A 23,642-nucleotide genomic window follows, 5' to 3' on the forward strand; every position below is an offset into this window, starting at 1 on the left:
CTGCCCGCATGGCTGAAGCCGGCACTGAAAAGCTCATAGCCGAATTGAAGGCCCGCGCTGCGGCGTTGGGCTTTGACGCCTTTGGCATTGCGCCGGCCGATGCCCGCCCCGACCTGCCCGAAAAGCTTAGGCTCGCGTTGGCCGCAGGCTGGCACGCCGACATGGATTGGATGGCCGACACGGAGGCGCGACGCGGCGATCCGCGCCAGCTCTGGGCCGACGCTCGCTCGGTGATCCTCCTGGGCGTCAATTACGGTCCTCAAACCGACCCCATGGCGCTGCTGGCCGAGCCCGGCGTCGGGATCATTTCGGCCTATGCGCGCAATCGCGATTATCACGACATCATCAAGGGACGGCTGAAGGAACTGGCGGGGCTTCTGGCCCGGCGGTCCGGCGCCGAAGTGAAGGTCTTTGTCGATACCGCGCCGCTGATGGAAAAGCCGCTGGCCGAGGCGGCGGGGCTGGGCTGGCAGGGCAAGCATAGCGTGCTGGTCAGCCGCGACTTCGGTTCCTGGCTGTTTCTGGGGGCCATCCTCACCAGTGCCGACTTGCCGGCCGACCGAGCACATCCCGAAAGCTGCGGGTCTTGCACCAAATGCCTCGATATCTGCCCCACAAACGCCTTCCCGGCGCCGTTTCGCCTCGATGCCCGCAAATGCCTTGCCTATTATTCGGTCGAGCACAAAGGCCCGATCCCGCGCGAATTCCGCGCCCCCATGGCCAATCGCATCTACGGTTGCGATGATTGCCTGGCCGTCTGCCCGTGGAACAAGTTCGCCTCGGTCAGCCGCGAGGCACGGCTGCGCAGCCGCCCCGAATTGGAGCGGCCCAACCTGGCCGACCTGGTGCAACTGGACGACGAAGGTTTTCGAACCCTCTTTGCCGGCTCGCCGGTCAAGCGCATCGGTCATGCAAGGTTCCTGCGCAATGTGCTGATCGGCATCGGCAATTCGGGTGATCCATCTCTCGTGCCGGCCGTAATTGCCCGGCTGACCGATCCCTCGCCGCTGGTGCGCGGCGCTGCCATCTGGGCGCTGCGGCGGCTGGATCCGGCGCGGGCCGAAAGCTTGCGGCTGGACAGCCAGGCGCGGGAAGGCGATAGCTCCGTGCGCGACGAATGGGCTGGAGTGTTGTGATGCGGGCATTTTTTTTCGGACTGGGCTTTTCGTCCCAGCAAAGCGCCATGGCCATGCGTGCCAATGGTTTTGCCAGCGTCGGCGGTACGGTGCGTGAGGCCGAAAAGGCCGCGCGGCTGCGGGCAATTGGTCTGGACGCGGTCGTGTTCGACGGCACCGCGCCGGGCGCGGATGTCAGCGCCGCGCTGACCGGGGCCACCCATGTCGTGCTCTCCATCGCGCCCGACGAAATGGGCGATCCGGTGCTGCGCCATCACCGTGCCGATCTCGACGCGGCGCCCGCATTGGAATGGCTGTGCTATTATTCGACGGTCGGCGTCTATGGCGATTTTGACGGCGACTGGATCGATGAAACCGCGCCGCTGGTGCCGCGCAACATGCGCTCGGACCGGCGCGTGCTGGCCGAACAGGATTGGCGCGACTATGCGGCCGGGCGCGGCGTGCCGCTCTGCATTCTGCGCCTCGCCGGCATCTACGGCCCCGGGCGCTCCAGTTTTGACAAGCTGCGGGCCGGCACGGCGCGACGGGTGATCAAGCCCGGCCAGGTCTTCAACCGTATTCATGTCGGCGACATCGCGCGGGTGACGGCGCTGGCGGCCGAACGGCGGCTCGCCGGCACCTTCAACCTCTCCGACGACGAACCGGCGCCGCCCCAGGACGTCATCGCCCATGCGGCTGGCCTGATCGGCGTTGATATGCCGCCCGACCTGCCGTTTGAAACCGCCGAAATGACGCCGATGCAGCGCAGTTTTTATCGCGACAACAAGCGCGTCTCCAATCGGGCGATCAAATCGGCGCTGGGTGTGGAATTGCTCTATCCCACCTATCGCGACGGCCTCGCCCAAATTCTTGAAAGCGAACAATGACGCCCCAGCCCGCCAAATCCGCCCCGCAGCGCATTGCTCTTGAGGGCGCCTACGTCCGCCTTGAACCGCTGGAGCCGGGCCATGCCGCCGATCTGCTTGCGGTCTCGACCATGGAGGGCGGCGCTGAGCGCTATCGCTGGCTGTTTTCCAATGCGCCGACTTCGCTGGACGACATGCAGGCGCGCATCACGGCGGCCAACGCCGGGTCTGACCTTTCGGTGGCCATCATCGACAAGTCCACCGGCAAGGCCCTGGGCCAGCAGAGCTGGATGCGCATCCGCCCCGAACACGGCTCGATCGAAATCGGCGGCGTCTATTGGGGCTTGCCCATGGCGCGCAGCCGCCTCGCCACCGAGGCGCTCTATCTCTTCGCCCGTCACGCCTTTGACGATCTGGGCTACCGGCGCTTCGAGTGGAAGTGCAACAATGCCAACGAACCCTCCAAGGCCGCCGCGACCCGCTTTGGTTTCACCTTCGAGGGCATCTTCCGCCAGGACATGATCCTCAAGGGCGAAAGTCGCGACACGGCCTGGTTCTCGATGCTCGATAGTGAATGGCCCGCCCTGCGGGCTGAGTATCAGCGCTGGCTGGCGCCGGACAATTTCGACGCGGACGGGCAGCAGAAGTCCCGGCTCGCGACCCGTGGCTAAATCATAGCCAGCACGGCCGCCCGCAGCCGTTCCAGATCCTCTTCCCGGCTCAGCCGATGGTCGCCATCGGGAATGAGCGTATAGGTGACGGGATCGTGCAGAATGTGGCTCAACAGCTTTTGCGCATGGGCGGGGGGCACGTCCGGGTCCAGCCCGCCTTGCAGGATATGCACCGGACAACCGGTTTCGATCACCGAGCCGAACAGCAGGTGATTGGCGCCGTCCTCGATCAGACCGCGCGTATAGCGATAAAACCCGTCGCCATAGGCGCTGTCACGCTCGTAATATCCCAGAGTGTCCAGGTCGCGCTGCTGGTCTGGCGTCATCCGCGCCGCAATCCGCACCGTGGCGTCAGTGGCCGGCGCGATCAGCACCAGCCCCTTGAGCGGCGTGCCCTTGTGCAATTGCAGCCGCGCCAGCAACAGGGCAATCCAGCCGCCCATGGACGAGCCGCATACGATCTGCGGCCCGCTGGTCGTGGCCAGCACCGCCTCGGCCTCCTCAAGCCAGCGGCTGATCGTGCCATGGTCGAAATCCCCGCCGGAAACGCCATGGCCGGAATAGTCAAAACGAGTGACGGCCCAGCCGCGCTCCGCGCCCATTGCATCGAGGGTCATGGCCTTGGCGCCACTCATCACCGAGCGAAACCCGTTGAGCCAGAACAGCCCCGGCGCGCCGCCCGGACGCTGCTCGACGGCGATTTCGCGGCTTTGGGCGCCGGTGCCGACGGTGATCTGAAAAGCGGTTGGGGAACTCATGAGCGCAGAAAGGGCTTTCATCTTGGTGGCGCAGGGCGTACCCCTGCGCAACAGCCTGAAATTCAGTGGTGACGGCAGTTGACTTTGCCTGCCACTACCACGATTTTAGGGCCGATTTTCAGCCCTCCTACCAACTACACAAGGAACGCTTGCCATTCGTCGTCCCATGAGACCCGTTGCGCCCCAGAAGGATGGGCCGCTTGCCAACGAGGATATCACCAGCCCTGACGTCCAGCTCATCGATGCGAGCGGTGAAAACCGCGGCATTGTCGGCACCCGTGAAGCACTGGCCGAAGCGCAGGAGCAAGGTCTTGACCTGGTCCTGATCGCCGCCAATTCACAGCCCCCCGTCGCCAAGATGCTCGATCTCGGGCGCTACAAATACGCTGCCCAGAAGAAGGCGGCCGAAGCGCGCAAGAAGCAGAAGGTGATCGAGGTCAAGGAAGTGCAGATGCGTCCCAACATCGACACGCACGACTATGAGACCAAGATGAAGGCCGTGCAGCGCTTCCTGGACGAAGGCGACCGCGTCAAGGTGACGATGCGCTTCCGTGGCCGCGAAATGGCTCACCAGGACCTTGGCATGCAGCTATTGCTCAAGGTTCGTGAACAGACCGAGGCCGTGGCCAAGGTCGAAAGCCAGCCGCGCTCCGAAGGCCGGCAGATGGTCATGGTCCTGGCGCCAAAGTAAGGCGACACGAGCATTGGAATTGAAAAAGCGGGCCGATTGGCCCGCTTTTTTGTATTGGGCGACGACGATTACTCGTATGCCCGTCCCAATTGACCCTTTCCGCGTCCTGTAATTGCAGTAAGGTTGCTTCCATTACTGCAAGTCTATTCAGGTCCGGGGGAGGGGCATGAGCTGTACTGTTTGCTGGCCGCGCCGTTGATCCCGCCGGATGATCGCGAGCCGATGTATTCGCCTCCAATTCCACGTGAGATGCGTGTTGTGGCCGTGGCTTCAATTCACGCTGAGCTGTCCGTGCAAGTCTTGCGCGGACAGTGCTGGGTTGTTGATGGTGACACAATCATTATTGAAAAGACGCACATTCGCCTTGCGGGGATTGATGCTCCAGAGCTCGATCATCCCTATGGCAAACAATCCAAATGGGCACTGGTGGAGCTTTGTAGGAACCAGACAATAACGGCCCATATCAAGCCTGAAATGTCCTATGATCGTGTTGTCGCCCAATGCTTCCTGCCCGATGGGCGGGATTTGGGGGCCGAGATGGTCCGTATGGGCCTAGCAATCGATTGGCCAAAATTCTCTGGTGGACGATACCAGCACCTTGAGCCTGAGGGCGTGCGCAAGAAACTTTGGCGCGCCGCATTGAGGCAGCGAGGCATGGCGACGTTGCTGGACGATTTGCAGCCGCTGCTTCGGCAACCCGTGGGCACAGTATCCGAGCGTGCTCGGCCGATTACGACATCTCCTGTGAGATATTACCCTCCCAAACCACGGCTTCGGCCATGGCAGGTCTGGGCGGCGGCCCTATCCTTGCTCCTTTTGCCTGTCGGATGTGCTTTGACGGGACATGCCGACCATTCTCCACTGCCCGCCGCACGCCAGCAACATGTCCCGCCTCCCGTCACAAGCCAGCAATTTGCGCCACCTCCAGCGTCTGTGGTTACAGCCTTGGCACTTAATGTCAGGACGGGGCCTTCCAACAAGGCCAAGGTCATTGCGCAACTCGAGCGCGGGACGGTCGTGGTTCAAACCGGTGTTTCTGGGGGCTGGTACGCAATCCTGCTTCAGGATGGTAGAACCGGCTGGGTTCATAGCAGCTATTTGAGACCAGCCGACATACGATAGGGCGGACCCGAAGGCCCGCCTTGTATTGCGATTTGCGTCGGTTCAGGCGACGGACTTGAAATCGACCACCTTGCCGATGGCGTTTTCGACGGCCCAGTTGAGGGCATAGTCGGCCACTTCTTCCCAACCGGCATCGCCCAGCGTCCAATGCGAGCGGTCTTCAAAGATCTTGAGCGCGGTGACGGCCTTGGCCTTCTTCTGCTTGCTGAAGATCGCCTTTGTCATCGAGGCATCGGCAATAAGATCCTTGCCGCCGCCGATAAGGAGGAGCGGGGCGCGGGTCTGGCCGGCGAAGTCGATCTTGATGGGGTTGATGATCCCATCCCAATAGACGCGGCCGGCGGTGGGCACGACATAGCGCTCATATTCAGCATCCACGAGATCGGCCGGAATGGTCTGGGCAAAGCGGGTGCGGAAGAACTTTGGCGACATGTGCTTGATCTTTCCGCGGCTGAAGAGATCGCCAAGGACCGGCAGGGCCGAGATGATGGCCTGGGGACCGAGCGGCACGCCGGGAGTCGGGGCCGGATTGACGGCGACCCCAGCAACACCCAGGCCACGTTCGAGCAGATGCTGCACGAAGACACCGCCGGCCGAATGGCCGATGAGGATGGGCTGTTCGGGCAGGGCCCGGATGATCTTCTCATAGTGAGCGATGATGTCGCGCTGGCCGGACTTGGCCAGGGCCGGATTGGGATTGGCGCGCAATTGGGCGGGGCTGCGGTCATCAAACGGCCAGTTGGGGACGATTACAGTATAGCCCTGGGCTTCGTAGCGGGCCTTTACATGTTCGAACGAGAGGCTGTTGAGCCAGGCGCCGTGAACGAGAACGATGGTCTTGGTCATGTCATATCTCCTTTGCTCGACGAACCCTTGTTCGTCTTGATGGGATAAGAATAGGATCGACCCATGCAGACGACGATTGCTGCAAGTGACATTGTCAGGTCCGGAAGTGACAAAGATGGCTCAGCCCATTCGCTATACCGAGATTGGACTATTGATTTACCCCGGCTGCGCCATGGCCTCGGTCCATGGCCTCACCGACGCCTTCGAGGTGGCCAACCAATATGCCGACCAGCATGGTGGACCGGTGCGCATCCGCACCACCCATTGGCGGCATGGCGAAAGCGGCCTCGCCCGGGTGTTCGACAGCCAGCCTGGCGACGGCGCGCCTGATTATGTGGTGATCCCCGGGCGGCTTGCCGATCCACTGACGGCTGACGACGTGGCAGACTTCGTGCCCTGGCTCATTGCGCAGCACGCGCATGGGACCACTTTGGCCTCCGTCTGTGGCGGCGCCTTCATGCTGGGTCATTCAGGCCTGCTCGATGGGCGGCGAGCCACCACGCACTGGCTTTATGCAGATGCCTTCCAGGCCATGTTTCCAGACGTGTCAGTGACGCCCAGCGATATCGTGGTCGAGGATGGCGACATCATCACCGCCGGCGGCATGCTGGCCTGGACCGATCTCGGATTGCGGCTGATCCACCGGGTTCTGGGACCAACGGTGATGGCGGAGGCAGCAAAATTCCTGCTGGTCGATCCCGCCGGGCGTGAGCAGCGCCATTACTCAACCTTCGCGCCGCGTCTGACCCATGGCGATACATCGGTGCTCAAGGTGCAGCACTGGCTGCAGGCCCATAGTGGCGAGGAGATCAACGTGTCAGCCCTAGCGGGGCGGGCCGGGTTGGAGCAACGGACATTTTTGCGGCGCTTCCAGAAGGCGACGGGCCTTAAGCCCACCGAATATGTGCAGGCCCTCCGCATTGGGCACGCACGGGAAAAGCTCGAATTCAGCCGGGACTCGGTCGAGCGCATCGCCTTCAACGTTGGCTACAAGGACCCCTCGGCCTTCCGGCGGGTGTTCCAGAAGGTGACTGGACTGTCCGCAAGTGCCTATCGCGAACGCTTCAGCACGGCGAGTGCATGAAGCGGGGGGCCCGGGGCCCGTAAACCCTAGATATCTGGCCCCGTAAGAAAGGGCATGATGTTGACGCCATCGCCGGGGAAGGTGCTGATATGCGGATGGTCGGCAAAGAGCGCAGCGGCTGCCTCGGCATATTCCGCTTCAACAATCAGATGGCTGCAGAAGTCACTGGTGGCCGACGCGATCATGCCGTCATGATTGACGATGGATGCGGCGTGGCGCGGAATTTTGCCAGATCCGCGCGGGTCATGGTGTAGACAGCCAGGAAATGCCGCATGGCGACCTCCTCCTAACACCCAAGGAGATTTGGTCGCCAGACCGGATGTGTCACATCAATTGGAAGCCGACAGCGTCCACATCCGCCTTGGTCGGGATCGCCGGCTGGGCGCCGGGGTTGAGGCAGGCAAGGCTCCCGGCCACGGCGGCGCGACGAAGCGCGGCTTCGAGCGAATGGCCCGCATCAAGCCCGGCCGCGAGATAGCCGCAAAAAGTGTCGCCGGCGCCGACCGTGTCGACGGGCTTGACCTTATGGGCGGGCACGGCGATGGGGCCGTCGGGCGTGCGGGCGCGAGCGCCGTCAGGGCCCAGTGTCACGACGATGGTGCGCCCCGTCTGGTTGACCCAATCCTGCATGGCGGCGTCGAGCTGGTCGATGGGGCGGCCGGTGAGCAGGGAAAACTCGGTTTCATTGGCGATGACGATATCGGCCAGGGGCGCCAGTTTTGCCGTGTCGGGCAGGAAGGGCGCAGTATTGAGCACGCTGCGGGCACCGCGCTCGCGGGCGATTTCCAGCGCCCGTCGCGTCGCTGCCTGCGGCACCTCCTGCTGCACCAGCAAGGTGTCACGGGCGGTAAGGCCCGCAAGCCCCTTGTCGGCGTCCTCCGGGCTGACCGTGCCATTGGCGCCGGGCAGGATGGCGATGACATTTTCGCCCGCCGCATCGACAAAGATCATGGCAATGCCAGTCGCCGCGTCGGCCCGGCGGAGCTGGGAGAGATCAACCCCGCCCTTGTCGAGCAAGTCCAGCGCGAGATCGGCAAAGGCGTCGTCGCCCACTGCCGACACATGCAGCACCTCGGCTCCGGCGCGGCGTGCGGCCAGCGCCTGGTTGGCGCCCTTGCCGCCCGGCGCCATGGAAAAAGTACCCCCGGCAACCGTTTCGCCCGGCTTGGGCAGGCGGGTGACGGTGCCGATCTGGTCGAGATTGGTGGAGCCGAAAACGGTGATCATCTAGAGCATCTTCTCGATGGTGTTCCAATTGCGCATGGTGTCGAGATTGCCCTTGCCCAGCTTCGCATAAAGCGGCTTGAGCACCTCTTCCACATGCTCGGTATAGCGCCCATTGGGCTGCTTGTAGGCGGCAATATAGACCTCGCGCGGGTCCATACGCAGGATTTCAGTGTCGCCGGGCCGGCTCTCGAGAGCAATGTCCGCGGGCAGGTCCTGGTCGAACATCAGCACATGGCGCGTAAGGTCGGCCTTGCGGTCGAGGCTGCCGAAGGGATTGTCGTCGAGCATGGCCTGAAGCTCATCCTTGGCGCGCAGGATGACGCCCACTTCAAAGCCGAACTGACCCGCGATGGCCTTTTCCACCCGCGCCTTGATCGCCTCGGGCTGGCCCTGGGTGACCACCCGCGCATTGCCGCTGGCGGCCACGGTCTTGACCTCCGAACAGCCCGCCGCCTCAAGGCAGGTCTTGAGCTCGGCCATCTTCATGCGCCGGTTGCCCAGGTTGATGCCGCGCAGGAAGACGCCCCAGACGGAGGAGGAACCCTGGCTCATGGCTTGTCCCTTTGCGGATAAATGGTCTCGCCGCGCTCGAGCATGGCGACAAACTCGGCAATGCGCTTCTTCCGGGCCGCCTCTGTCTTGAGGGACAGAGTGCGAAACGTCAGGGCAAAGCGGTTTTGAGCCGTGAGCTGGCCATACTTGGCCTGCGCGGCCGGGCTGGCAGCTATTGCGGCCAGCAGGTCCGGCGGAGCCTCTTGCGTGGTCTTGTAGGCCGCGTCCCAGCGGCCGTCGGCCTTGGCGGTCTCGACATGGACGAGACCATGTTCGGTCATCAGTCCCTGCTCGACCAGGCGCGCGACATTGTCACGATTGACCTGGCTCCACACCGACTTTGGGCGGCGCGGGCAATAGCGCTGGACGAAGCTCTCCTCGTCCCAGCTTTTCTTGATGGCGTCGATCCAGCCCCAGCACAGCACCGCCTGAATGGCGTCGACCGGGCTGATGGTCGGCTTGCCCGTCGCCTTCTTGAAGATGCGAATCCAGATCTCGTCGGCACTGTCATGGTTCTCCGCCAGCCAGGCGTAGAACGCATCGAAATCAACGAATTCGCGCAGTTTGTCCGTCGGGACGATGACGGGCGCCATATCCTACTCGGTCGCCACAGGCTGCGGCGGCAGCAGGGCCGCCAGCATGGGTTCAAGCCGCTCGTGGCTGGGCAGGGTAATGCCGAATTCCCCGGTCAACAGGGCGCGCAGCGCCTCGATGCTGGTGATGGTGCGCTGCTCGGCCTCGCCCTCAATGGGTTGGATGGTAAGGCTCCCGTTGCGCAGCTTGAGGCGCTTGCCGCTGGGCGCCAGGGCCACCCGCAATTCCCGGGTGAAGGGCGAGGCCGGATCGCTCGAAAGCGCCAAATTGATGGGGGCGATGTCGGCCTCGGTAACCGTATCGAGGGTAAAGACATAGACTGGCAGCCAGTTCTCCCCGATCCGCACTTCAAGCGTCCAGTCCGGGTCGCCACCGGTGAGGCGGAATGTCTCGTGCGGTGTCGATTGCTCGGTATCGGCCCGTAATCGGAGCGGAGTGGTCAACGTCAGGCCGCCAAAGCCGACATCGGCGATATGGTTCTGTCCATTGATTTCGACCAGCAGCAACAGGTGGCTGGGCGGTTGGGATACGCCTTCGGGATTGGTCCAGACCACTCGCGCCAGGAGCGGGCGCACGTTGAAATCGAGGTCCTGGAGCATGCGCATGAACAACAGATTGTGTTCAAAGCAATAGCCGCCGCGCTTGTCTGTCAGCAGCTTGCGCTCAAGACTTGGCTGGTCGAGCAGCACCGGCAGGCCCAGCAGCGGATTGAGGTTTTCAAAGGCAATGGCCGCAGGGTGCAGCGCATGCAGCAGATCAAGCGTGGCCAGGGTTGGCGCAATCGAACCGGCAAAGCCGATTCGCTCGAAATAGCCTTTGAGATTGACCTTTTCGGGCATCAGCCATCCACATCGCTGTTGAAATCGAGCACACTATGATCAAGCCCCAAGGCTTTGTCACCTCTTGGCCGGACCCCACCATCGGATCGCAAGAAAGTCAGGCGGACGCCCGGCGCACGCGGATGACCACGTCCACATGGGACACTTCCATGCCCTCGGGCGCCTTGGGCAGCGCCTTGAACTCGACCGACTCGGCGGGGATATCGATCATGCGCTGCTCGTCTTCGACGTAGAAGTGATGATGGTCCGAGGTGTCGGTGTCGAAATAGGAGCGCGAGGCGTCAATCGCCACTTCGCGCAGGAGGCCCGCTTCGTGGAACTGGTGCAGCGTATTGTAGATCGTGGCCAGTGACACATTGACATTGGCCGTGTCGGCCTCGCCATGCAATTGCTCGGCGCTGACATGGCGGTGCGGGCCGCCGAACAGCAGTTCGGCCAGCGCAACGCGCTGCCGGGTCGGTCGAAGGCCTGCCATCCGCAGCACCGCAGTGAGGCAGGGCTTGCGGGAGGGAAGCGGTCGGGCGGCAGTGTCGCGGTCGTGCATTGGCGAGTAAGTCTCGTCGATTAGGTCCGATTTTGAAGGATTCTTATACTGGCGCCCACGCCGCGATACAAGCGCGGCGCGGTTACGGGCAAAGGCCTGAGCCCTATGGCTGGCTTGACCCTATCCCGGCTCGTCTATACGACACGGGGCTTGAGCGAGATCGGGGAGCGTCCATGGCCGAGCGGCAACACGCATTTAACTACGAAGAATTGCTGGCCCATGGCCGCGGCGAACTTCCGGGCCAGGGCGACGCCCGCCTGCCGGCTCCGCCGATGCTCATGTTCGACCGTATCACCCAGATCGACGAAGCTGGCGGCACCTATGGCAAGGGCATGGTTCGGGCCGAACTCGACGTCAATCCCGACCTGTGGTTCTTCAAATGCCACTTCATCGGCGATCCGGTGATGCCCGGCTGCCTCGGCCTCGATGCGATCTGGCAGATGACCGGCTTCTTCCTCTCCTGGATCGGCCAGCCCGGCAAGGGCCGGGCATTGGGCGGCGAGATCAAGTTCACCGGCCAGGTGACCGATGACGTCAAGCTGGTCGAATATGGCATTGATCTCAAACGCGTCCTGAAGGGCCGGCTGACGCTCGGCATCGCCGATGGCTGGGTCAAGGCCGACGGCAAGGTGATCTACGAAGCCAAGGATTTGCGCGTCGGTCTGTTCACAGACGCCTGACCACTGCAACAAACAATACGTGTTCGGCCTTAATGCCGGACGAAACAAACCTATATAGTGAAGCGCCCGGCCCCAAGGGCGACCGAACAAAACGACTAAAAGCGAGGACACGATGAGACGAGTTGTCGTAACCGGCATGGGTATCATTTCCTCGATCGGGAACTCGCTCGATGCGGTGACCGAGAGCCTGCGCCTAGCCAAGCCCGGCATCGTGTTTGCCCCGGACCAGGCCGAACTGGGCTTTCGCAGCCAGGTCAAGGGCGATCCACGCCTGGACCCGTTCGAGGTGCTCGACCGCCGTGTCACCCGCTTCATGGGCAAGGGCGCAGCCTGGAACTACCTGGCAATGCAGCAGGCCATCGCCGATGCGGGGCTTGAAGAGAGCGACATTTCCAACCCCATGACCGGCATCGTCATGGGTTCGGGCGGCGCCTCCACCCGCACCATCGTTGAAGCCGCCGACATTACCCGCAAGAACCTGTCGCCCAAGCGCATCGGGCCGCTGGCCGTGCCCAAGGCCATGGGCTCAACCGCCTCTGCAACGCTGGCGACCCCCTTTGGCATCAAGGGCATCAATTATACCATCACTGCCGCCTGCGCGACGTCCAAGCATTGCATCGGCAATGCCATGGAACAGATCATGCTGGGCAAGCAGGACATCGTTTTTGCCGGCGGTCACGAGGACCTCGACTGGACCTTGAGCGACCTGTTTGACGCCATGGGCGCCATGAGTTCGGACTTCAACGACACACCCGAAAAGGCCAGCCGCGCCTATGACGCGGCCCGCGATGGCTTCGTGATTTCCGGTGGCGCCGGGGTGCTGGTGCTCGAAGAGCTGGAACACGCCAAGGCGCGTGGCGCCAAGATCTGGGCCGAGCTGGTGGGCTATGGCGCCACCTCCGACGGGCTCGACATGGTCGCTCCATCGGGCGAAGGCGCCGAGCGCTGCATGCGCATGGCGCTCAAAAACATCAAGGCGCCCATCGACTATGTCAATCCGCACGCCACCTCGACCCCGGTGGGGGATCTGCGCGAAATCGAAGCCCTGCGCGCCGTCTTCGGCAATGAAGACAAATGCCCGCCCATCTCGGCCACCAAGTCGCTGACCGGGCACAGCCAGGGCGCCACTGGCGTGCATGAATCGATCTATTCGATCCTGATGATGAAGCACCGCTTCATCGCCGAGAGCGCCAATATCGAAACGCTCGATCCAGCCTTTGAGGACATGCCGATCCTGCGCCAGCGCCGTGACGACGTTGATCTGGGTTATGTGCTGTCGAACTCGTTCGGCTTCGGCGGCACCAATGCCGCCCTGGTGTTCAAGCACCCGGACGCCTGATCGGATTGTTCCCGAAAGGGAGAGCAAAGAGGCTAGTACGACAACTCCGAAAAGCTCGCGTCCCGTGCATCATAGACCAGCAGCCGCCCCACCAGGGGTTTGCCCAGTCCGGTGATAAGCTTGATCGCCTCCATGGCCATCAGCGTGCCGATGACCCCTGTAACCGGTCCCAGGATGCCGTTGAGCTCGCAGGAGGGCAGCGCGTCGTCGCTGGCCTCGGGCGGATAGAGTGCGTCATGGCTGGGCCCGCCCAGATGCGGCGCAAACACCGTCACCTGGCCGGAAAACATCGAGACCGCGCCTGACACAAGCGGCTTGCCGAGCGACTGTGCCGCGGTCGCCACCGCGCGGCGGGTGACGAGATTGTCGGTGCCGTCCAGCACGAGATCGTATTGCCCGATCAGCGCCTCGGCATTGGCGGTGGTGACCGCTTCGGCATGCAGATCCAGCACGACATGCGGATTGAGCGCGCTGGCGAAACGACCTGCGCTTTCTGCCTTGCTCGTGCCCGTGGATGCGGTGGCGTGGATCACCTGGCGCTGCAGGTTCGACAGCGACACTGTGTCCGGGTCGACAATGCCGAGCTGGCCAATGCCCGCGGCGGCCAGATAGGCGATGGCGGGACTGCCCAGCCCTCCGGCGCCCACCACCAGTACCCGGGCCGCCTTCAACTGCTGCTGACCGGCGCCGCCAAAACCCTTAAGCACCAGATGGCGCGCATAGCGCCGGGTTTCCTCGGGGCTGAGCGGGGTGTCAGAGGCCAAGGGGAACGGCCAGGAAGCGACGGTCCGGCCCTTCAAAGCCGCCCGGGTAGACCGAGATGATGGCGACCGCATTGCTCAATGTCGCACCCTGGAAGGGCATGACCACGCTGTGGATGCGATACTCCATCGGACAGCCACGCGAGCGCGGCAGGTTCTGGTCGCGATGCACCAGGCGCGAGGTGCCGCTATCGGCAATGGTCAACTCATAGCCCATGGGAGCAACGTCAAACCATTCGGCGCAGGGGCTGGTGGCCACGGTGGGGAAACTGGTCAGTCCCAACGTGTAATTGCCCGAGACGGCGCCGGGCAGATAGCTGGGGGCGCCGAACTTGATGGTCTTGCCATCGGTGTCCGACGCGCCGTCGCCAATCATCGCGGCAATCTCGACCGGCACGTCGATCTTGAACTCGGCCATATGCCCCAAGGCCTTCTCGACAACGGTGTCGCGCACAGCCTGAAGGCTGGTCTCCTCGGTTTCGGCCTGGAAGCGCACGGGCGTGCCAACCACCCAACTGTCAGTGTCCAGGTCCACGACATAAAGGCTGGAATAGGCAAAGCCCGATCCATCCTGAATGCCGAATTCCTCGAAAGCGAAATAGCGGAAGTCCTGCGAAAACCCGACATAGTCGATCAGCGCCCGATCCCCAGCCAGGGCGGGCATGGCCATGGCCAGCAAGGCGAACGCACTAGCGGCCAGTCGACCCATGACCACCCGTTCCACGCTCAGTTGCATCCAGTTCATCAACTTCTACCAGTTCCACGGCGCTGACGCGCGCCACTACCATCTGAGCAATCCGCTCGCCACGACGCAATTGGAATGGCGCCTTGCCATGATTGATCAGCAGCACTTTGACTTCCCCACGATAGTCGGCATCGACGGTGCCGGGGGCATTGAGCACGGTCACCCCATGTCGGGCAGCGAGGCCGGACCGGGGCCGGATCTGCGCCTCGAAGCCCTCGGGCAAGGCAATGGCAAGCCCGGTCGGCACCATGGCATAGTCGCCCGGCGCGATGGTCAGCACCGCGTCATCGGCAATGGCCGCCGCCAGATCAAGGCCCGCCGCGCCCGCAGTCTGCTGGCGCGGCAGGGGCAGGCCCGCGCCATGCGCAAGCCAATTGAGGGCAATCCTGACCGTCACGGCGCGCGGACCACCGCGTAGATTTCCGCCGGTAGATTGGCAGCGCCATTGATCAAATCGAGCAGCGGAATAACCTGTTCGGCGCGTTTGCCATCGGCAGTCCGGGTCATATTGGTGTCGACCACCTCGGCGCCCGAAATGGCGATGGTCATGGTGCGGCCTTCAAAGAAGGCCTCGACCATCTGGCGGGTCTCTTCATCCATGTCGTCTTCGGCGCCCAGCTCGGCCTGTATGTCGGCGGTCGGCAGGGCGACGCGGACAAGGCCCGGCCCGGCTTCGGTAAAAGTCATGCCGCCTTCATCCTGACCGAGATCGAGATCGGCAAAATTGCCTTCTTCAACGATCACGCAGGTTGCGCTGCCATCGGCATTCTCGTTGAGCGTGCCCTCGGCGCAGAACCCGTCTTCCTGGGCTCCTTCACCCTCGGCGCTCATCTTGACCATCCCGTAGACATCGGCGTTCATGACCTGGGTCATCGTTGCCTTGGCGGTGGTGGGGCTGGTGATGGCGACGTCGATATTGACGTCAATGCAGCCTGCAAGTCCGGCGGCCAGCAGCGTCGTCGCCGCCAGCTTGCCCAGAAATTTGACGCTCATTCCGGTTCTCCCGTGTTGGGCGGCGCGCACCGCCCGATGCTGCACTCTATGTTTGGTTCACCGCGCCGGACAAGCCGTTCGACGCCTCGCCCGATCAGCCAAGCCCCAGGGCTCGCCAGATCAGGACGCCCAGCAAGGCCAGTGAGGCCAGAAGGACCGCCAGCACGACATTGCGCATCAGCCCGTCCCGTGGCCGGTTGACCATGGCCCGGTGCTCGGCCAGCGCCAGCTCGGCCTGGGCAATCAATGCGGGCACGCGGCCTGCCGCTTCGCCAAGCCGGGAGAGATGCCCCGCCAGGTCTTCGAGGCGACCGATAGGGCCTTCTTCGCGCCTCAGCCACTCGCCCACAACCGGTTCGGCCACCGTCCAGATGTCGAGCTCGGGGTCGAGTGTGCGCGCGACGCCTTCCACCAGCACCATGGACTTTTGCAGCAGCACCAGTTCGGGCCGCGTCTGCATGTCAAAGAGGTCGGTAACGGAAAACAGCTGGCCCAGCACCTTGGCCATGGAAATTTCCGCAGCGGTCCGGCCATGCAAAGGCTCGCCAATCGAGCGAATGGCCAGGGCAAAATCATCGACCGACTGGTGCTTGGGCACATAGCCGATGTCGAAATGGCGCTGCGCCACGAGGCGATAATTGCGGGTGATGAAGCCAAACAGGATATCGGCGAGGAAGCGGCGTTCCGGCTTGCCGATGCGGCCCATGATGCCGAAATCCACGGCAATGACGTCGCCGGTCTTGGGGTCGGCAAACAGATTGCCCGGGTGCATGTCGGCGTGGAAATAGCCGTCGCGAATGGCGTGGCGCAGGAAGGACTGCATCAGCTTGGTGGCCAGCGCCTTGCGGTCAATACCAGCGGCATCAATCGCGGCATGATCACGAATGGGAATGCCATGCATCCAGCTGGTGACGAGCACGTTCTGGGCCACATGATCCCAATGAACTTCGGGGATCACAAAGCCTGTGTCATTGGCAATATTCTCGGCCATTTCCGAAATGGCGGCCGCTTCCAGTCGCAGGTCGAGTTCAAGCCGCATGGAATGATCGAGCGTGCGGACAATCTCGGTGGGGCGGAGGCGGCGGCTGGCGGGCGAAAAGGTTTCGGCCAGCCGGGCGCCCGCATAAAGGCTGTCGGTATCGGCGTGGAAGCGCTCGGAAACGCCGGGACGCAAGACCTTGACCGCCACGGTCTTGGGCACGGCGCCCGATACGCGCAGCCGCGCCTGATGCACCTGGGCAATCGAGGCGGCGGCAACCGGGGCGCTGATCTCGGTCAAGAGCGCTGCCTTTGACCCCAGCGCTGCCTCGAGAATGCCGGGCACGAGCTTGGGATCAAAAGGGGGCATCCGGTCTTGAAGGCCGGAAAGATCGGCCGCGGCCTGGGCGCCGACAATGTCCGGGCGGGTCGCCAGCGTCTGCCCGAATTTGACAAAACTGGGCCCCAGCTTGTGCAAGGCGGCATTGAGACGTTCGACGCTGCCCGTCTTGCGCACCGAACGACGCTCGACCAGCCGCGCCAGTCCAACACCCAGCTTCATCGAGGGCGGCAGGGACTCAGGCGGCAGCACCGAGAAGGCGCCTTCCCGCGCCAGCACCCAGCCGGCATTGACGAGACGAAAGTAAGAGCCGAGCGCCATGGGCTAGAGTTTCCAGCCCGAGAACAGGGTGGCGATATTGCCCGTCATGCTGGTGTGCTTGACCCTTCTAAATCCGGCCTGGGACAGCATGGCCGAAAATGCCGCCGGATCGGGGAACTTGCGGATCGATTCCACGAAATACTGATAGGGCTGCGCGTCGCCGGTGACGGCCCGGCCCATGGGCGGAATGACCCGATCCGAATAGAGCTTGTAGATGGCATCGAACCCCGGCACGTCGACCTGGGAAAATTCGAGCACCAGAATGCGGCCGCCGCGCTTGAGGGCGCGATGGGCCTCGCCCAGAGCCTTCTGGATGCGCGGCACATTGCGAATACCGAAGGCGATTGTGTAGGCGTCAAAGGCATTGCTCTCGAAAGGCAATTCCTCGGCATTGGCTTCAAGAAAGCTCACCTGGCCTGGATAGCGCCAGGACTTGGCGCGCTCGGCCCCGACGCGCAGCATGTCGGCATTGATGTCGGAAACCACGACCTCGGCATAGCCGAGCGAGGCATTGACGATGCGCTCACCGATATCGCCTGTGCCCCCGGCCATGTCGAGCACCCTATAGGGCCGCGAACCGGCCTTGGGCGGAGCGAGTTCGGCCACCATGGCATCTTTCCAGAGCCGGTGAACCCCAGCGCTCATCAGGTCGTTCATCAGGTCGTAGCGGTCCGCCACGTCATGGAACACCTTGTTGACCAGCCCTTGCTTGTCCTCAAGCGCGACGGTTCGTTCGCCAAAATGGGTGGTTTGCGATGGCTCGGTCATGTCAGCCCTCAATAGGCGTCGTCAAAATTTGAGCGCACCATATATAAGGCGTCGGAAAATGCCCATGGCACAAAGCCGCGCAGGGTGAAGGAGTTGCCCCATGCCCGAACTGCCCGAGGTCGAAACTGTCCGCCGGGGGCTGGCGCCCTGGCTTGAGGGCGCGACTATCGAGCGCGTGACGCTCAATCGGGCGGATCTGCGCTTCCCCTTCCCGAAAGGGTTAAAGAGCGCTTTGGAGGGCCAGCAGGTGACCCATGTCGGGCGGCGGGCCAAATATCTCTTGGTCGGGCTCTCGGGCGGCAAGACGCTCCTGAGCCATCTGGGCATGACCGGCTCGTGGCGCTTTGCCGAGCATCCCATCGACAAGCCGCCGCGCTATTATGAGCCGGGAACCGAGCCAAAGCACGATCACATGGTCTGGACCCTCAACCATCCCAGGCATGGCGCGAGCCATCTCATCTACGCCGATCCGCGACGCTTCGGCTTCATCGATCTCTATGACGACATTGGTGAGAGCCCCTATCTGAAGGGGCTTGGCCCCGAGCCTCTGGGCAATCAATTCTCTGCCCAGCAGATGGCCGCGGCGTTTGAGGGCAAGAAGGCGCCGATCAAGGCCGCCCTGCTCGACCAGCGCGTGGTCGCGGGCCTGGGCAATATCTATGTGGCCGAGGCGCTGCACCGCGCCCATATCCTGCCCACCATTGAGGCGCGCACCCTGGTCACCAAGTCGGGCAAGCCCAAAAAGGCGCTCGAAGACCTGGCCTTTGCGGTGCGCGAGGTGCTGACCGCGGCTATCGAGGTGGGCGGTTCGACCATCCGTGACTTCCGCAGCGTCGAGGGGGCGGGTTACTTCCAGCACAATTTCGCCGTCTATGACCGCGAGGGCGACCCCTGTCCGACCCCGCTGTGCAAGGGCGTGGTCAAGCGCATCGTCCAGTCGGGGCGCTCGACCTTCTATTGCCCGGCGTGCCAGAAGGCGCATTGACCCCGTTCGGGTGCGGTTCGCGTCCTGAATCCAGTTGACGCTCTTCCGCCTTTACCCTATAGACCCCCCAACTTGGCGGCAGTCGATAGCCGCCGATTTCATTTCATCCCGGACGACTGCAGCGCGACAAGCATGCAAACGGCCGGTTGGACGCCAAGAGGACCGTTATGGCCAATACGCCGTCAGCCAAGAAGGCTACCCGCAAGATCGAAGCCCGCACCGCGGTCAACAAGTCGCGTCGTAGCCGCGTGCGCACGTTCATTCGCAAGGTCGAGGAAGCGATCACCGCCGGTGATCATGCCGTCGCCTTTGCCGCACTCAAGGCTGCCGAGCCCGAGATCCACCGCGCTGCCGGCAAGGGCATTGTCCATGCCAATCTGGCGGCCCGCAAGGTCTCCCGCCTCAACAGCCGCGTTAAGGCTCTCAACGCCTAATACGCACCGGCGCCGGCGCTTTTCGAAAAAGCGGCCAAAACGCTACAATTCGGGCTCCGCAGGGAGCCCTTTTTGTTGTATGGTAGGTAGGCAAGGTTTTTCGACATTGTTCTGTCACATGACTATTCAGTGACAGATGCGCCTGCGGGAGAACGAAGGGTGAAGCCTTGGTTTTTCCTTGCGTCATCAGGGGTTTGTTGGTTCCCTGGCGTTGCTGATGGCACGTGGTCCGGTGCGGATTTTGTGGCCCGCTGAAATATAATTTTAACGCATCCAGACAGCTAAGTGTTCGATTCTGCCTTGAGTCACAGGCGCTTGCCGGAGCCTTGTTTCAGCGGCCGTACAGCCCCGAAAAACAGGCCTCTGAGTCAAGCCCCTATTTCAACAATTCACGTGTTGCGGGTCCAAAACAGTGCCTCTAAGGTAATCTGGCCAGCGGGGAAAAAGAGGGGTGGAACGACCCTCCTGAACCAAAGGCAGGCTCCCGCTCGGGAGTTGAGATCTGGGGCATATCCGGCGTCCGCGCCGGTCATTTAAGCCGGTATTTTTAGTTTTGATTGCCCTCGGGCAATCGGTCAAACTTGGGTTGGCAACGTTCAAACGACAGTCGGCTGGGGCAGGCTGGGTTCAAGTGAAAGGTCAAGAGGGAAACGGCGACACGTGATGTCGCCGGACAAAATCGGTGTGTCCGCGTGGCGGATGCAGGGGCGAAGCCGTGTCTAGTTAAACCGGGCCATCAGGGACCGGAAGGACACACGAAACAGATCAGGGGCTTGTCCAGCTTTGCGGGCTGGATTGGCGGCAATCAAATGGGGCTAGAAACAATGATGCGACAGGCGACCGCGGGAAGGGATGAATGGGCTGCGGCCAATTCACCTTCCACAACCACTTCAACCAAAGGCGGCACTCCTGTCATGTCCGGTTCCGACACAACCTCTCCTGATCACCGTGAACTCTGGGCCCGTGTGCGCGCCCGTCTGAAGACCGCGGTGGGCGAAGATGTGTTCACCTCATGGTTTGCGCGCCTGGAGTTGGAAGAGATCGTTGACGATCTGGTGCACCTGAGTGCCCCGACCCGGTTCCTCTGTTCCTGGGTTCAGTCCAACTACGCCGACCGTATCGTGGAAGCCTTCCGCAATGACATTGTCGAGGCCGCGCGCCTCCAGGTGACGATGCGGGTCAATGGCCAGGCTCGTCCGCGCCTGGCGCCCGTGGTTGAGGTTGCGCCCGAAGCGCCGGCATCCCAGCAGGCCACTCCCGCGCCAAGCGCCGCTCCAATGGCCCCGCGCCTGGTGCGCGACAGCGCCAAGGGCGGCGACGCCCTCAATGGCAGCACCATTGATCCGCGCATGACCTTTGACAATTTCGTCGCCGGTTCTGCCAATGAAATGGCCTTTGGCGTAGCCAAGCAGATCGCCAGCGCCGCCATCAACAATGCCGTGACCTTCAACCCGGTCTATATTCATTCCACCGTCGGCCTGGGCAAATCGCACCTGCTCAACGGCATCGCCCATGCGGTGTCGCAGGCCGACCCTTCCAAGAACATCGTCTATCTGACGGCCGACCACTTCATGTACCATTTCATTACCGCCGTGCAGCGCCAGAGCGCGCTCGGCTTCAAGGAATGGCTGCGCCGCGTCGACCTGCTGCTGATCGATGACATGCAGTTCCTGCAGGGCAAGTCGGCCACTGAATTCGGTCACACGCTGGGCGCGCTGCTGACCGGCGCCAAACAGGTGGTTGTTGCCGGTGACGCGCCGCCGCGGGACCTCGAAATGCTCGATGAGCGCGTGCGCTCGCGCCTCTCGGGCGGGCTGGTGGTGCCGATCTCGACCTTCGACCATGACCTGCGCCGCGATATCGTGCAGCGCCGCGCCGACCAGGCCGCTACCCGCTTCGGCCTGCATTTCCCGACGCCTGTGGTGGACTACATTGCCCGCTCGGTGATCAGCCATGGCCGTGACCTCGATGGCGCTGTCAATCGCCTGGTGGCCGCCTATCAGCTGACTGGCGAACTGGTGACCGTTCCGCTGGCCGAAAAGACCTTGGCCGACCTCATCCGGACCCGGGACGCCAAGCGTGTGCGCATCGAGGATATTCTCAAGATCGTGTCGCGCCACTACAAGGTGCCGCGCAATGAGTTGCTGTCAGCCCGTCGCTCGCGCGATGTGGTGCGTCCGCGCCAGATCGCCATGTATCTGGCCAAGGCCCTGACCAGCCGGTCGCTGCCCGAGATCGGGCGCCGTTTTGGCGGCCGCGATCACACCACGGTGCTCCATTCGGTGCGCAAGGTCGAGCAGATGATCAAGGATGACCTGGAACTGGGCCAGGAGATCGAACTGCTCAAGCGTATGCTGGAGGAGTAGTCACCGGCCGCGCCGAAGGCGTGGTCAAATCGGTCCAGTGGACTGATTTGAGGTGGCTACGCCCGAAGAGCTATGCTCGCAGGGCCTGCAGCATGCGCGCAGAGCAGGAGGCCTTGGTCGCTGCCGCCACGATTTCACCCCCGCGAAAGCGGGGGTCTGTGTTTGATAGACAGGCCGGGCAGAGACTCTTTCTTGTTCCCGCCTTTATCCAGCCCAACCAGCGGGGCAATGCTTGCTCATGACGCGTTTATTTGCCCGCCTTCTTGTCCTGGCTGCCTTTGCCTCTCCCGCTCTGGGTGAGGAACCCGCCGCTGATCCGCTCACCCAAGAGGCGCGCGCGGCGCAGAACCTGGCCATTGCCAGCGCCGTGCAGGCGCAATTGCTCGCCTGCTGGCGCCTGCCTTCCGGCTATGAAGGAAAAGCCATTTCGGTGCGGCTCGCCTTTCTGGGCGACGGCACGCTCGATGGCGATCCCTATGTGGTGCCCGAGAGCCTGCGCACGGCCGGCAAATATCCAGTGTTGATGACCTCGATTGGCGAGGCCGTGGAGCGCTGCCTGCCGTTTGCGGGCCTGGAGGCGCTGGGCGCCGAGGCCGGCGAACGCTTCGACATTACCGTGCATTTCCAGAGCTGATTCCACAGCTTGGCTGTGACCAAACGCCGTGCTGACCTTGCCAATTTCTTATGAAACTGTAAACGTCCCAACCCCGGCTTGCGCCGGGTTTTGCACTCGCGTACGCCCGGGAAGAAAAGCTCCATGAAAGTCACACTCGAACGCAATCATCTGCTCAAGTCGCTGAGCCATGTGCATCGGGTGGTCGAGCGCCGCAATACCTATCCGATCCTGGCCAATGTGCTGTTCAAGGCTGCCGACGATCGGGTTGAACTGCGCGCCACCGACCTTGATATCGAGGTGACCGAGAGTGTTCCGGCCATGGTCTCCACGCCCGGCTCGACCACCGTGCCGGCCCATACGCTGTACGAGATCGTGCGCAAGCTTTCCGATGGCGCCGAAGTGCGGCTCGAAACCGATGGCGGCGAGAACATGGTTCTCACCTCCGGGCGCTCGCGTTTCAATCTGGCGTGCCTGTCGCCCGACAGTTTCCCGGACCTCAAATCCGGCGCCTTTGCCCATGAGTTCGATATCTCCGCCGCATCATTGCGCGAGCTGATCGAGCGCACCCAATTTGCCATCTCCAACGAGGAGACGCGCTACTACCTCAACGGCATCTATTTCCACGGCGTTGAAAACTCGACCTCGGGGAGCCTGTTCCGTGCCGTCGCCACCGATGGCCACCGCATGGCTCGCGCCGAGATTGCCGCACCCGAGGGTGCTGCCGGCATGAGCGGCATCATCGTGCCGAAAAAGACCGTGGGCGAAGTGCAAAAGCTGCTCGATGGCAGTGATGGCGACGTCAAGGTTGAGGTCAGCGACACCAAGATCCGCTTCACCGTGGGCCCGGTCGTGCTGCTCTCCAAGCTCATCGAGGGCACCTTCCCCGATTATGACCGGGTGACGCCCAAGAACAATGACAAGCAGATGCTGGTCGACAAGGCCGGCTTTGCCATTGCCGTCGACCGTGTCTCGACCATTGCCTCCGATCGCGGCGGCAAGGCCGTCAAGCTGGCCGCCAAGGATGGGTTGCTCGAGCTTTCGGTGACCAACCCGGACCATGGTACGGCCAGCGAGGAAGTCGCGGTGGATTTCGACACCGACGGCTTCGAGATCGGGTTCAATGCCCGCTACCTGCTCGACATCATTACCCAGATCCGCTCCGATAATGCGGTGTTCCTGTTCAATGACGCCAATTCGCCGACCTTGGTGAAGGAAGAAGGCGAATCCAGCGCGCTTTACGTGCTGATGCCGATGCGGGTGTGAGCCGGCTGCAATAGCGTTCGCCTTGATGTCGCAACCCCTTACCCGGCGCGGCCGCGCCGACCTTTCCTCGAAGGGGCGAGGTGAGTTTCTGCGTCTCGTCAGATATCCCGGCTCTATCGTCCCCTCGCCCCTTTGGGGAGAGGG

27 protein-coding genes are annotated in these 23,642 nt (G+C 62.8%); 13 read left to right on the plus strand and 14 right to left on the minus strand.

Annotated features, from left to right (window positions below; genetic code table 11):
* The first annotated feature begins 8 nt into the window (after window positions 1-8).
* The 3 genes from queG to NIM87_RS06415 are packed head-to-tail and all read left to right on the plus strand — an operon-like array spanning window position 9 to window position 2,652.
* Window positions 9-1,136, plus strand: coding sequence for a tRNA epoxyqueuosine(34) reductase QueG (gene queG / locus NIM87_RS06405; protein ID WP_254673802.1), 1,128 nt, complete (start codon window positions 9-11; stop codon window positions 1,134-1,136).
* Entirely contained in the window at window positions 1,136-2,002 is an 867-nt protein-coding gene (locus tag NIM87_RS06410) for an SDR family oxidoreductase (RefSeq protein ID WP_254673803.1), read from the plus strand. Before queG ends, NIM87_RS06410 begins: the two co-directional genes overlap by 1 nt.
* Complete coding sequence (locus tag NIM87_RS06415; protein ID WP_254673804.1) at window positions 1,999-2,652, plus strand: GNAT family N-acetyltransferase; 654 nt, start codon at window positions 1,999-2,001, stop codon at window positions 2,650-2,652. Before NIM87_RS06410 ends, NIM87_RS06415 begins: the two co-directional genes overlap by 4 nt.
* Here NIM87_RS06415 and NIM87_RS06420 read toward each other — a convergent pair.
* On the minus strand, window positions 2,649-3,410 hold the full coding sequence (locus tag NIM87_RS06420; RefSeq protein WP_254673805.1) for an alpha/beta hydrolase: 762 nt from the start codon (window positions 3,408-3,410) through the stop codon (window positions 2,649-2,651). The two genes, NIM87_RS06415 and NIM87_RS06420, sit on opposite strands and share 4 nt — an antisense overlap.
* Before the next feature lie 154 nt (window positions 3,411-3,564).
* Between NIM87_RS06420 and infC the strand changes: the two genes are divergently transcribed.
* Window positions 3,565-4,101, plus strand: a complete 537-nt coding sequence (gene infC, locus NIM87_RS06425) for a translation initiation factor IF-3 (RefSeq protein WP_254674082.1) — start codon at window positions 3,565-3,567, stop codon at window positions 4,099-4,101.
* 180 nt (window positions 4,102-4,281) lie between these two features.
* Entirely contained in the window at window positions 4,282-5,223 is a 942-nt protein-coding gene (locus NIM87_RS06430; RefSeq protein WP_254673806.1) for an SH3 domain-containing protein, read from the plus strand.
* A 42-nt stretch (window positions 5,224-5,265) separates the two neighbouring features.
* On the opposite strand, the gene NIM87_RS06435 is transcribed toward NIM87_RS06430, so the two are convergent.
* A complete protein-coding gene (locus NIM87_RS06435) occupies window positions 5,266-6,069 on the minus strand; it encodes an alpha/beta hydrolase (protein ID WP_254673807.1) in 804 nt (267 codons plus the stop codon).
* A 115-nt stretch (window positions 6,070-6,184) separates the two neighbouring features.
* On the opposite strand from NIM87_RS06435, the gene NIM87_RS06440 reads away from it, so the two are divergent.
* Window positions 6,185-7,153, plus strand: coding sequence for a GlxA family transcriptional regulator (locus tag NIM87_RS06440; RefSeq protein ID WP_254673808.1), 969 nt, complete (start codon window positions 6,185-6,187; stop codon window positions 7,151-7,153).
* A gap of 26 nt (window positions 7,154-7,179) precedes the next feature.
* Here NIM87_RS06440 and NIM87_RS06445 read toward each other — a convergent pair whose 3' ends face one another.
* The 6 genes from NIM87_RS06445 to irrA all read right to left on the minus strand — a co-directional run bounded on the left by NIM87_RS06445 (window position 7,180) and on the right by irrA (window position 10,909).
* Window positions 7,180-7,338 (minus strand): hypothetical protein, encoded by a 159-nt coding sequence (locus tag NIM87_RS06445; protein WP_254673809.1) that lies wholly within the window; start codon window positions 7,336-7,338, stop codon window positions 7,180-7,182.
* Between the two features lie 139 nt (window positions 7,339-7,477).
* Window positions 7,478-8,380: a ribokinase gene (locus NIM87_RS06450; protein WP_254673810.1), complete on the minus strand. Its 903-nt coding sequence runs from the start codon at window positions 8,378-8,380 to the stop codon at window positions 7,478-7,480.
* On the minus strand, window positions 8,381-8,932 hold the full coding sequence (locus NIM87_RS06455) for a DUF1697 domain-containing protein (RefSeq protein ID WP_254673811.1): 552 nt from the start codon (window positions 8,930-8,932) through the stop codon (window positions 8,381-8,383). It abuts the gene before it with no gap.
* A complete protein-coding gene (locus tag NIM87_RS06460; protein ID WP_254673812.1) occupies window positions 8,929-9,525 on the minus strand; it encodes a YdeI/OmpD-associated family protein in 597 nt (198 codons plus the stop codon). Before NIM87_RS06460 ends, NIM87_RS06455 begins: the two co-directional genes overlap by 4 nt.
* Window positions 9,526-9,528: 3 nt before the next feature.
* Complete coding sequence (locus NIM87_RS06465) at window positions 9,529-10,365, minus strand: arylamine N-acetyltransferase family protein (protein ID WP_254673813.1); 837 nt, start codon at window positions 10,363-10,365, stop codon at window positions 9,529-9,531.
* A 97-nt stretch (window positions 10,366-10,462) separates the two neighbouring features.
* Entirely contained in the window at window positions 10,463-10,909 is a 447-nt protein-coding gene (gene irrA / locus NIM87_RS06470; RefSeq protein WP_269467930.1) for an iron response transcriptional regulator IrrA, read from the minus strand.
* Between the two features lie 173 nt (window positions 10,910-11,082).
* On the opposite strand from irrA, the gene fabA reads away from it, so the two are divergent.
* Window positions 11,083-11,589 carry a 3-hydroxyacyl-[acyl-carrier-protein] dehydratase FabA gene (gene fabA, locus NIM87_RS06475; protein WP_254673814.1) on the plus strand — a complete coding sequence of 169 codons (507 nt, stop codon included), beginning with the start codon at window positions 11,083-11,085 and terminating at the stop codon, window positions 11,587-11,589.
* 112 nt (window positions 11,590-11,701) lie between these two features.
* Window positions 11,702-12,928, plus strand: coding sequence for a beta-ketoacyl-ACP synthase I (gene fabB, locus NIM87_RS06480; protein WP_254673815.1), 1,227 nt, complete (start codon window positions 11,702-11,704; stop codon window positions 12,926-12,928).
* 32 nt (window positions 12,929-12,960) lie between these two features.
* Here fabB and NIM87_RS06485 read toward each other — a convergent pair whose 3' ends face one another.
* The 6 genes from NIM87_RS06485 to ubiE form a co-directional block, all read right to left on the minus strand.
* Window positions 12,961-13,692, minus strand: a complete 732-nt coding sequence (locus NIM87_RS06485) for a HesA/MoeB/ThiF family protein (protein ID WP_254673816.1) — start codon at window positions 13,690-13,692, stop codon at window positions 12,961-12,963.
* Complete coding sequence (locus NIM87_RS06490; protein ID WP_254673817.1) at window positions 13,682-14,434, minus strand: DUF2259 domain-containing protein; 753 nt, start codon at window positions 14,432-14,434, stop codon at window positions 13,682-13,684. The genes NIM87_RS06485 and NIM87_RS06490 overlap by 11 nt, the downstream gene beginning before the upstream one ends.
* Window positions 14,379-14,831: a dUTP diphosphatase gene (gene dut, locus NIM87_RS06495; protein ID WP_254673818.1), complete on the minus strand. Its 453-nt coding sequence runs from the start codon at window positions 14,829-14,831 to the stop codon at window positions 14,379-14,381. Before dut ends, NIM87_RS06490 begins: the two co-directional genes overlap by 56 nt.
* Window positions 14,828-15,427, minus strand: a complete 600-nt coding sequence (locus tag NIM87_RS06500; RefSeq protein ID WP_254673819.1) for a hypothetical protein — start codon at window positions 15,425-15,427, stop codon at window positions 14,828-14,830. Before NIM87_RS06500 ends, dut begins: the two co-directional genes overlap by 4 nt.
* 94 nt (window positions 15,428-15,521) lie before the next feature.
* On the minus strand, window positions 15,522-17,066 hold the full coding sequence (gene ubiB, locus NIM87_RS06505; RefSeq protein WP_254673820.1) for a 2-polyprenylphenol 6-hydroxylase: 1,545 nt from the start codon (window positions 17,064-17,066) through the stop codon (window positions 15,522-15,524).
* Between the two features lie 3 nt (window positions 17,067-17,069).
* Window positions 17,070-17,834 carry a bifunctional demethylmenaquinone methyltransferase/2-methoxy-6-polyprenyl-1,4-benzoquinol methylase UbiE gene (gene ubiE, locus NIM87_RS06510; RefSeq protein ID WP_254673821.1) on the minus strand — a complete coding sequence of 255 codons (765 nt, stop codon included), beginning with the start codon at window positions 17,832-17,834 and terminating at the stop codon, window positions 17,070-17,072.
* A 100-nt stretch (window positions 17,835-17,934) separates the two neighbouring features.
* Between ubiE and mutM the strand changes: the two genes are divergently transcribed.
* From mutM to dnaN, 5 genes are all read left to right on the plus strand, one after another.
* Window positions 17,935-18,819: a bifunctional DNA-formamidopyrimidine glycosylase/DNA-(apurinic or apyrimidinic site) lyase gene (gene mutM, locus NIM87_RS06515; RefSeq protein ID WP_254673822.1), complete on the plus strand. Its 885-nt coding sequence runs from the start codon at window positions 17,935-17,937 to the stop codon at window positions 18,817-18,819.
* A 167-nt stretch (window positions 18,820-18,986) separates the two neighbouring features.
* Complete coding sequence (gene rpsT, locus NIM87_RS06520; RefSeq protein ID WP_254673823.1) at window positions 18,987-19,253, plus strand: 30S ribosomal protein S20; 267 nt, start codon at window positions 18,987-18,989, stop codon at window positions 19,251-19,253.
* A gap of 914 nt (window positions 19,254-20,167) precedes the next feature.
* Entirely contained in the window at window positions 20,168-21,619 is a 1,452-nt protein-coding gene (gene dnaA / locus NIM87_RS06525) for a chromosomal replication initiator protein DnaA (RefSeq protein ID WP_254673824.1), read from the plus strand.
* A gap of 238 nt (window positions 21,620-21,857) precedes the next feature.
* Window positions 21,858-22,253 carry a hypothetical protein gene (locus NIM87_RS06530; RefSeq protein ID WP_254673825.1) on the plus strand — a complete coding sequence of 132 codons (396 nt, stop codon included), beginning with the start codon at window positions 21,858-21,860 and terminating at the stop codon, window positions 22,251-22,253.
* A gap of 123 nt (window positions 22,254-22,376) precedes the next feature.
* Window positions 22,377-23,498, plus strand: a complete 1,122-nt coding sequence (gene dnaN, locus NIM87_RS06535; protein WP_254673826.1) for a DNA polymerase III subunit beta — start codon at window positions 22,377-22,379, stop codon at window positions 23,496-23,498.
* The last annotated feature ends 144 nt before the right edge of the window (window positions 23,499-23,642 follow it).

Source organism: Devosia ureilytica, assembly GCF_024273195.1.
Lineage (GTDB): Bacteria > Pseudomonadota > Alphaproteobacteria > Rhizobiales > Devosiaceae > Devosia > Devosia ureilytica.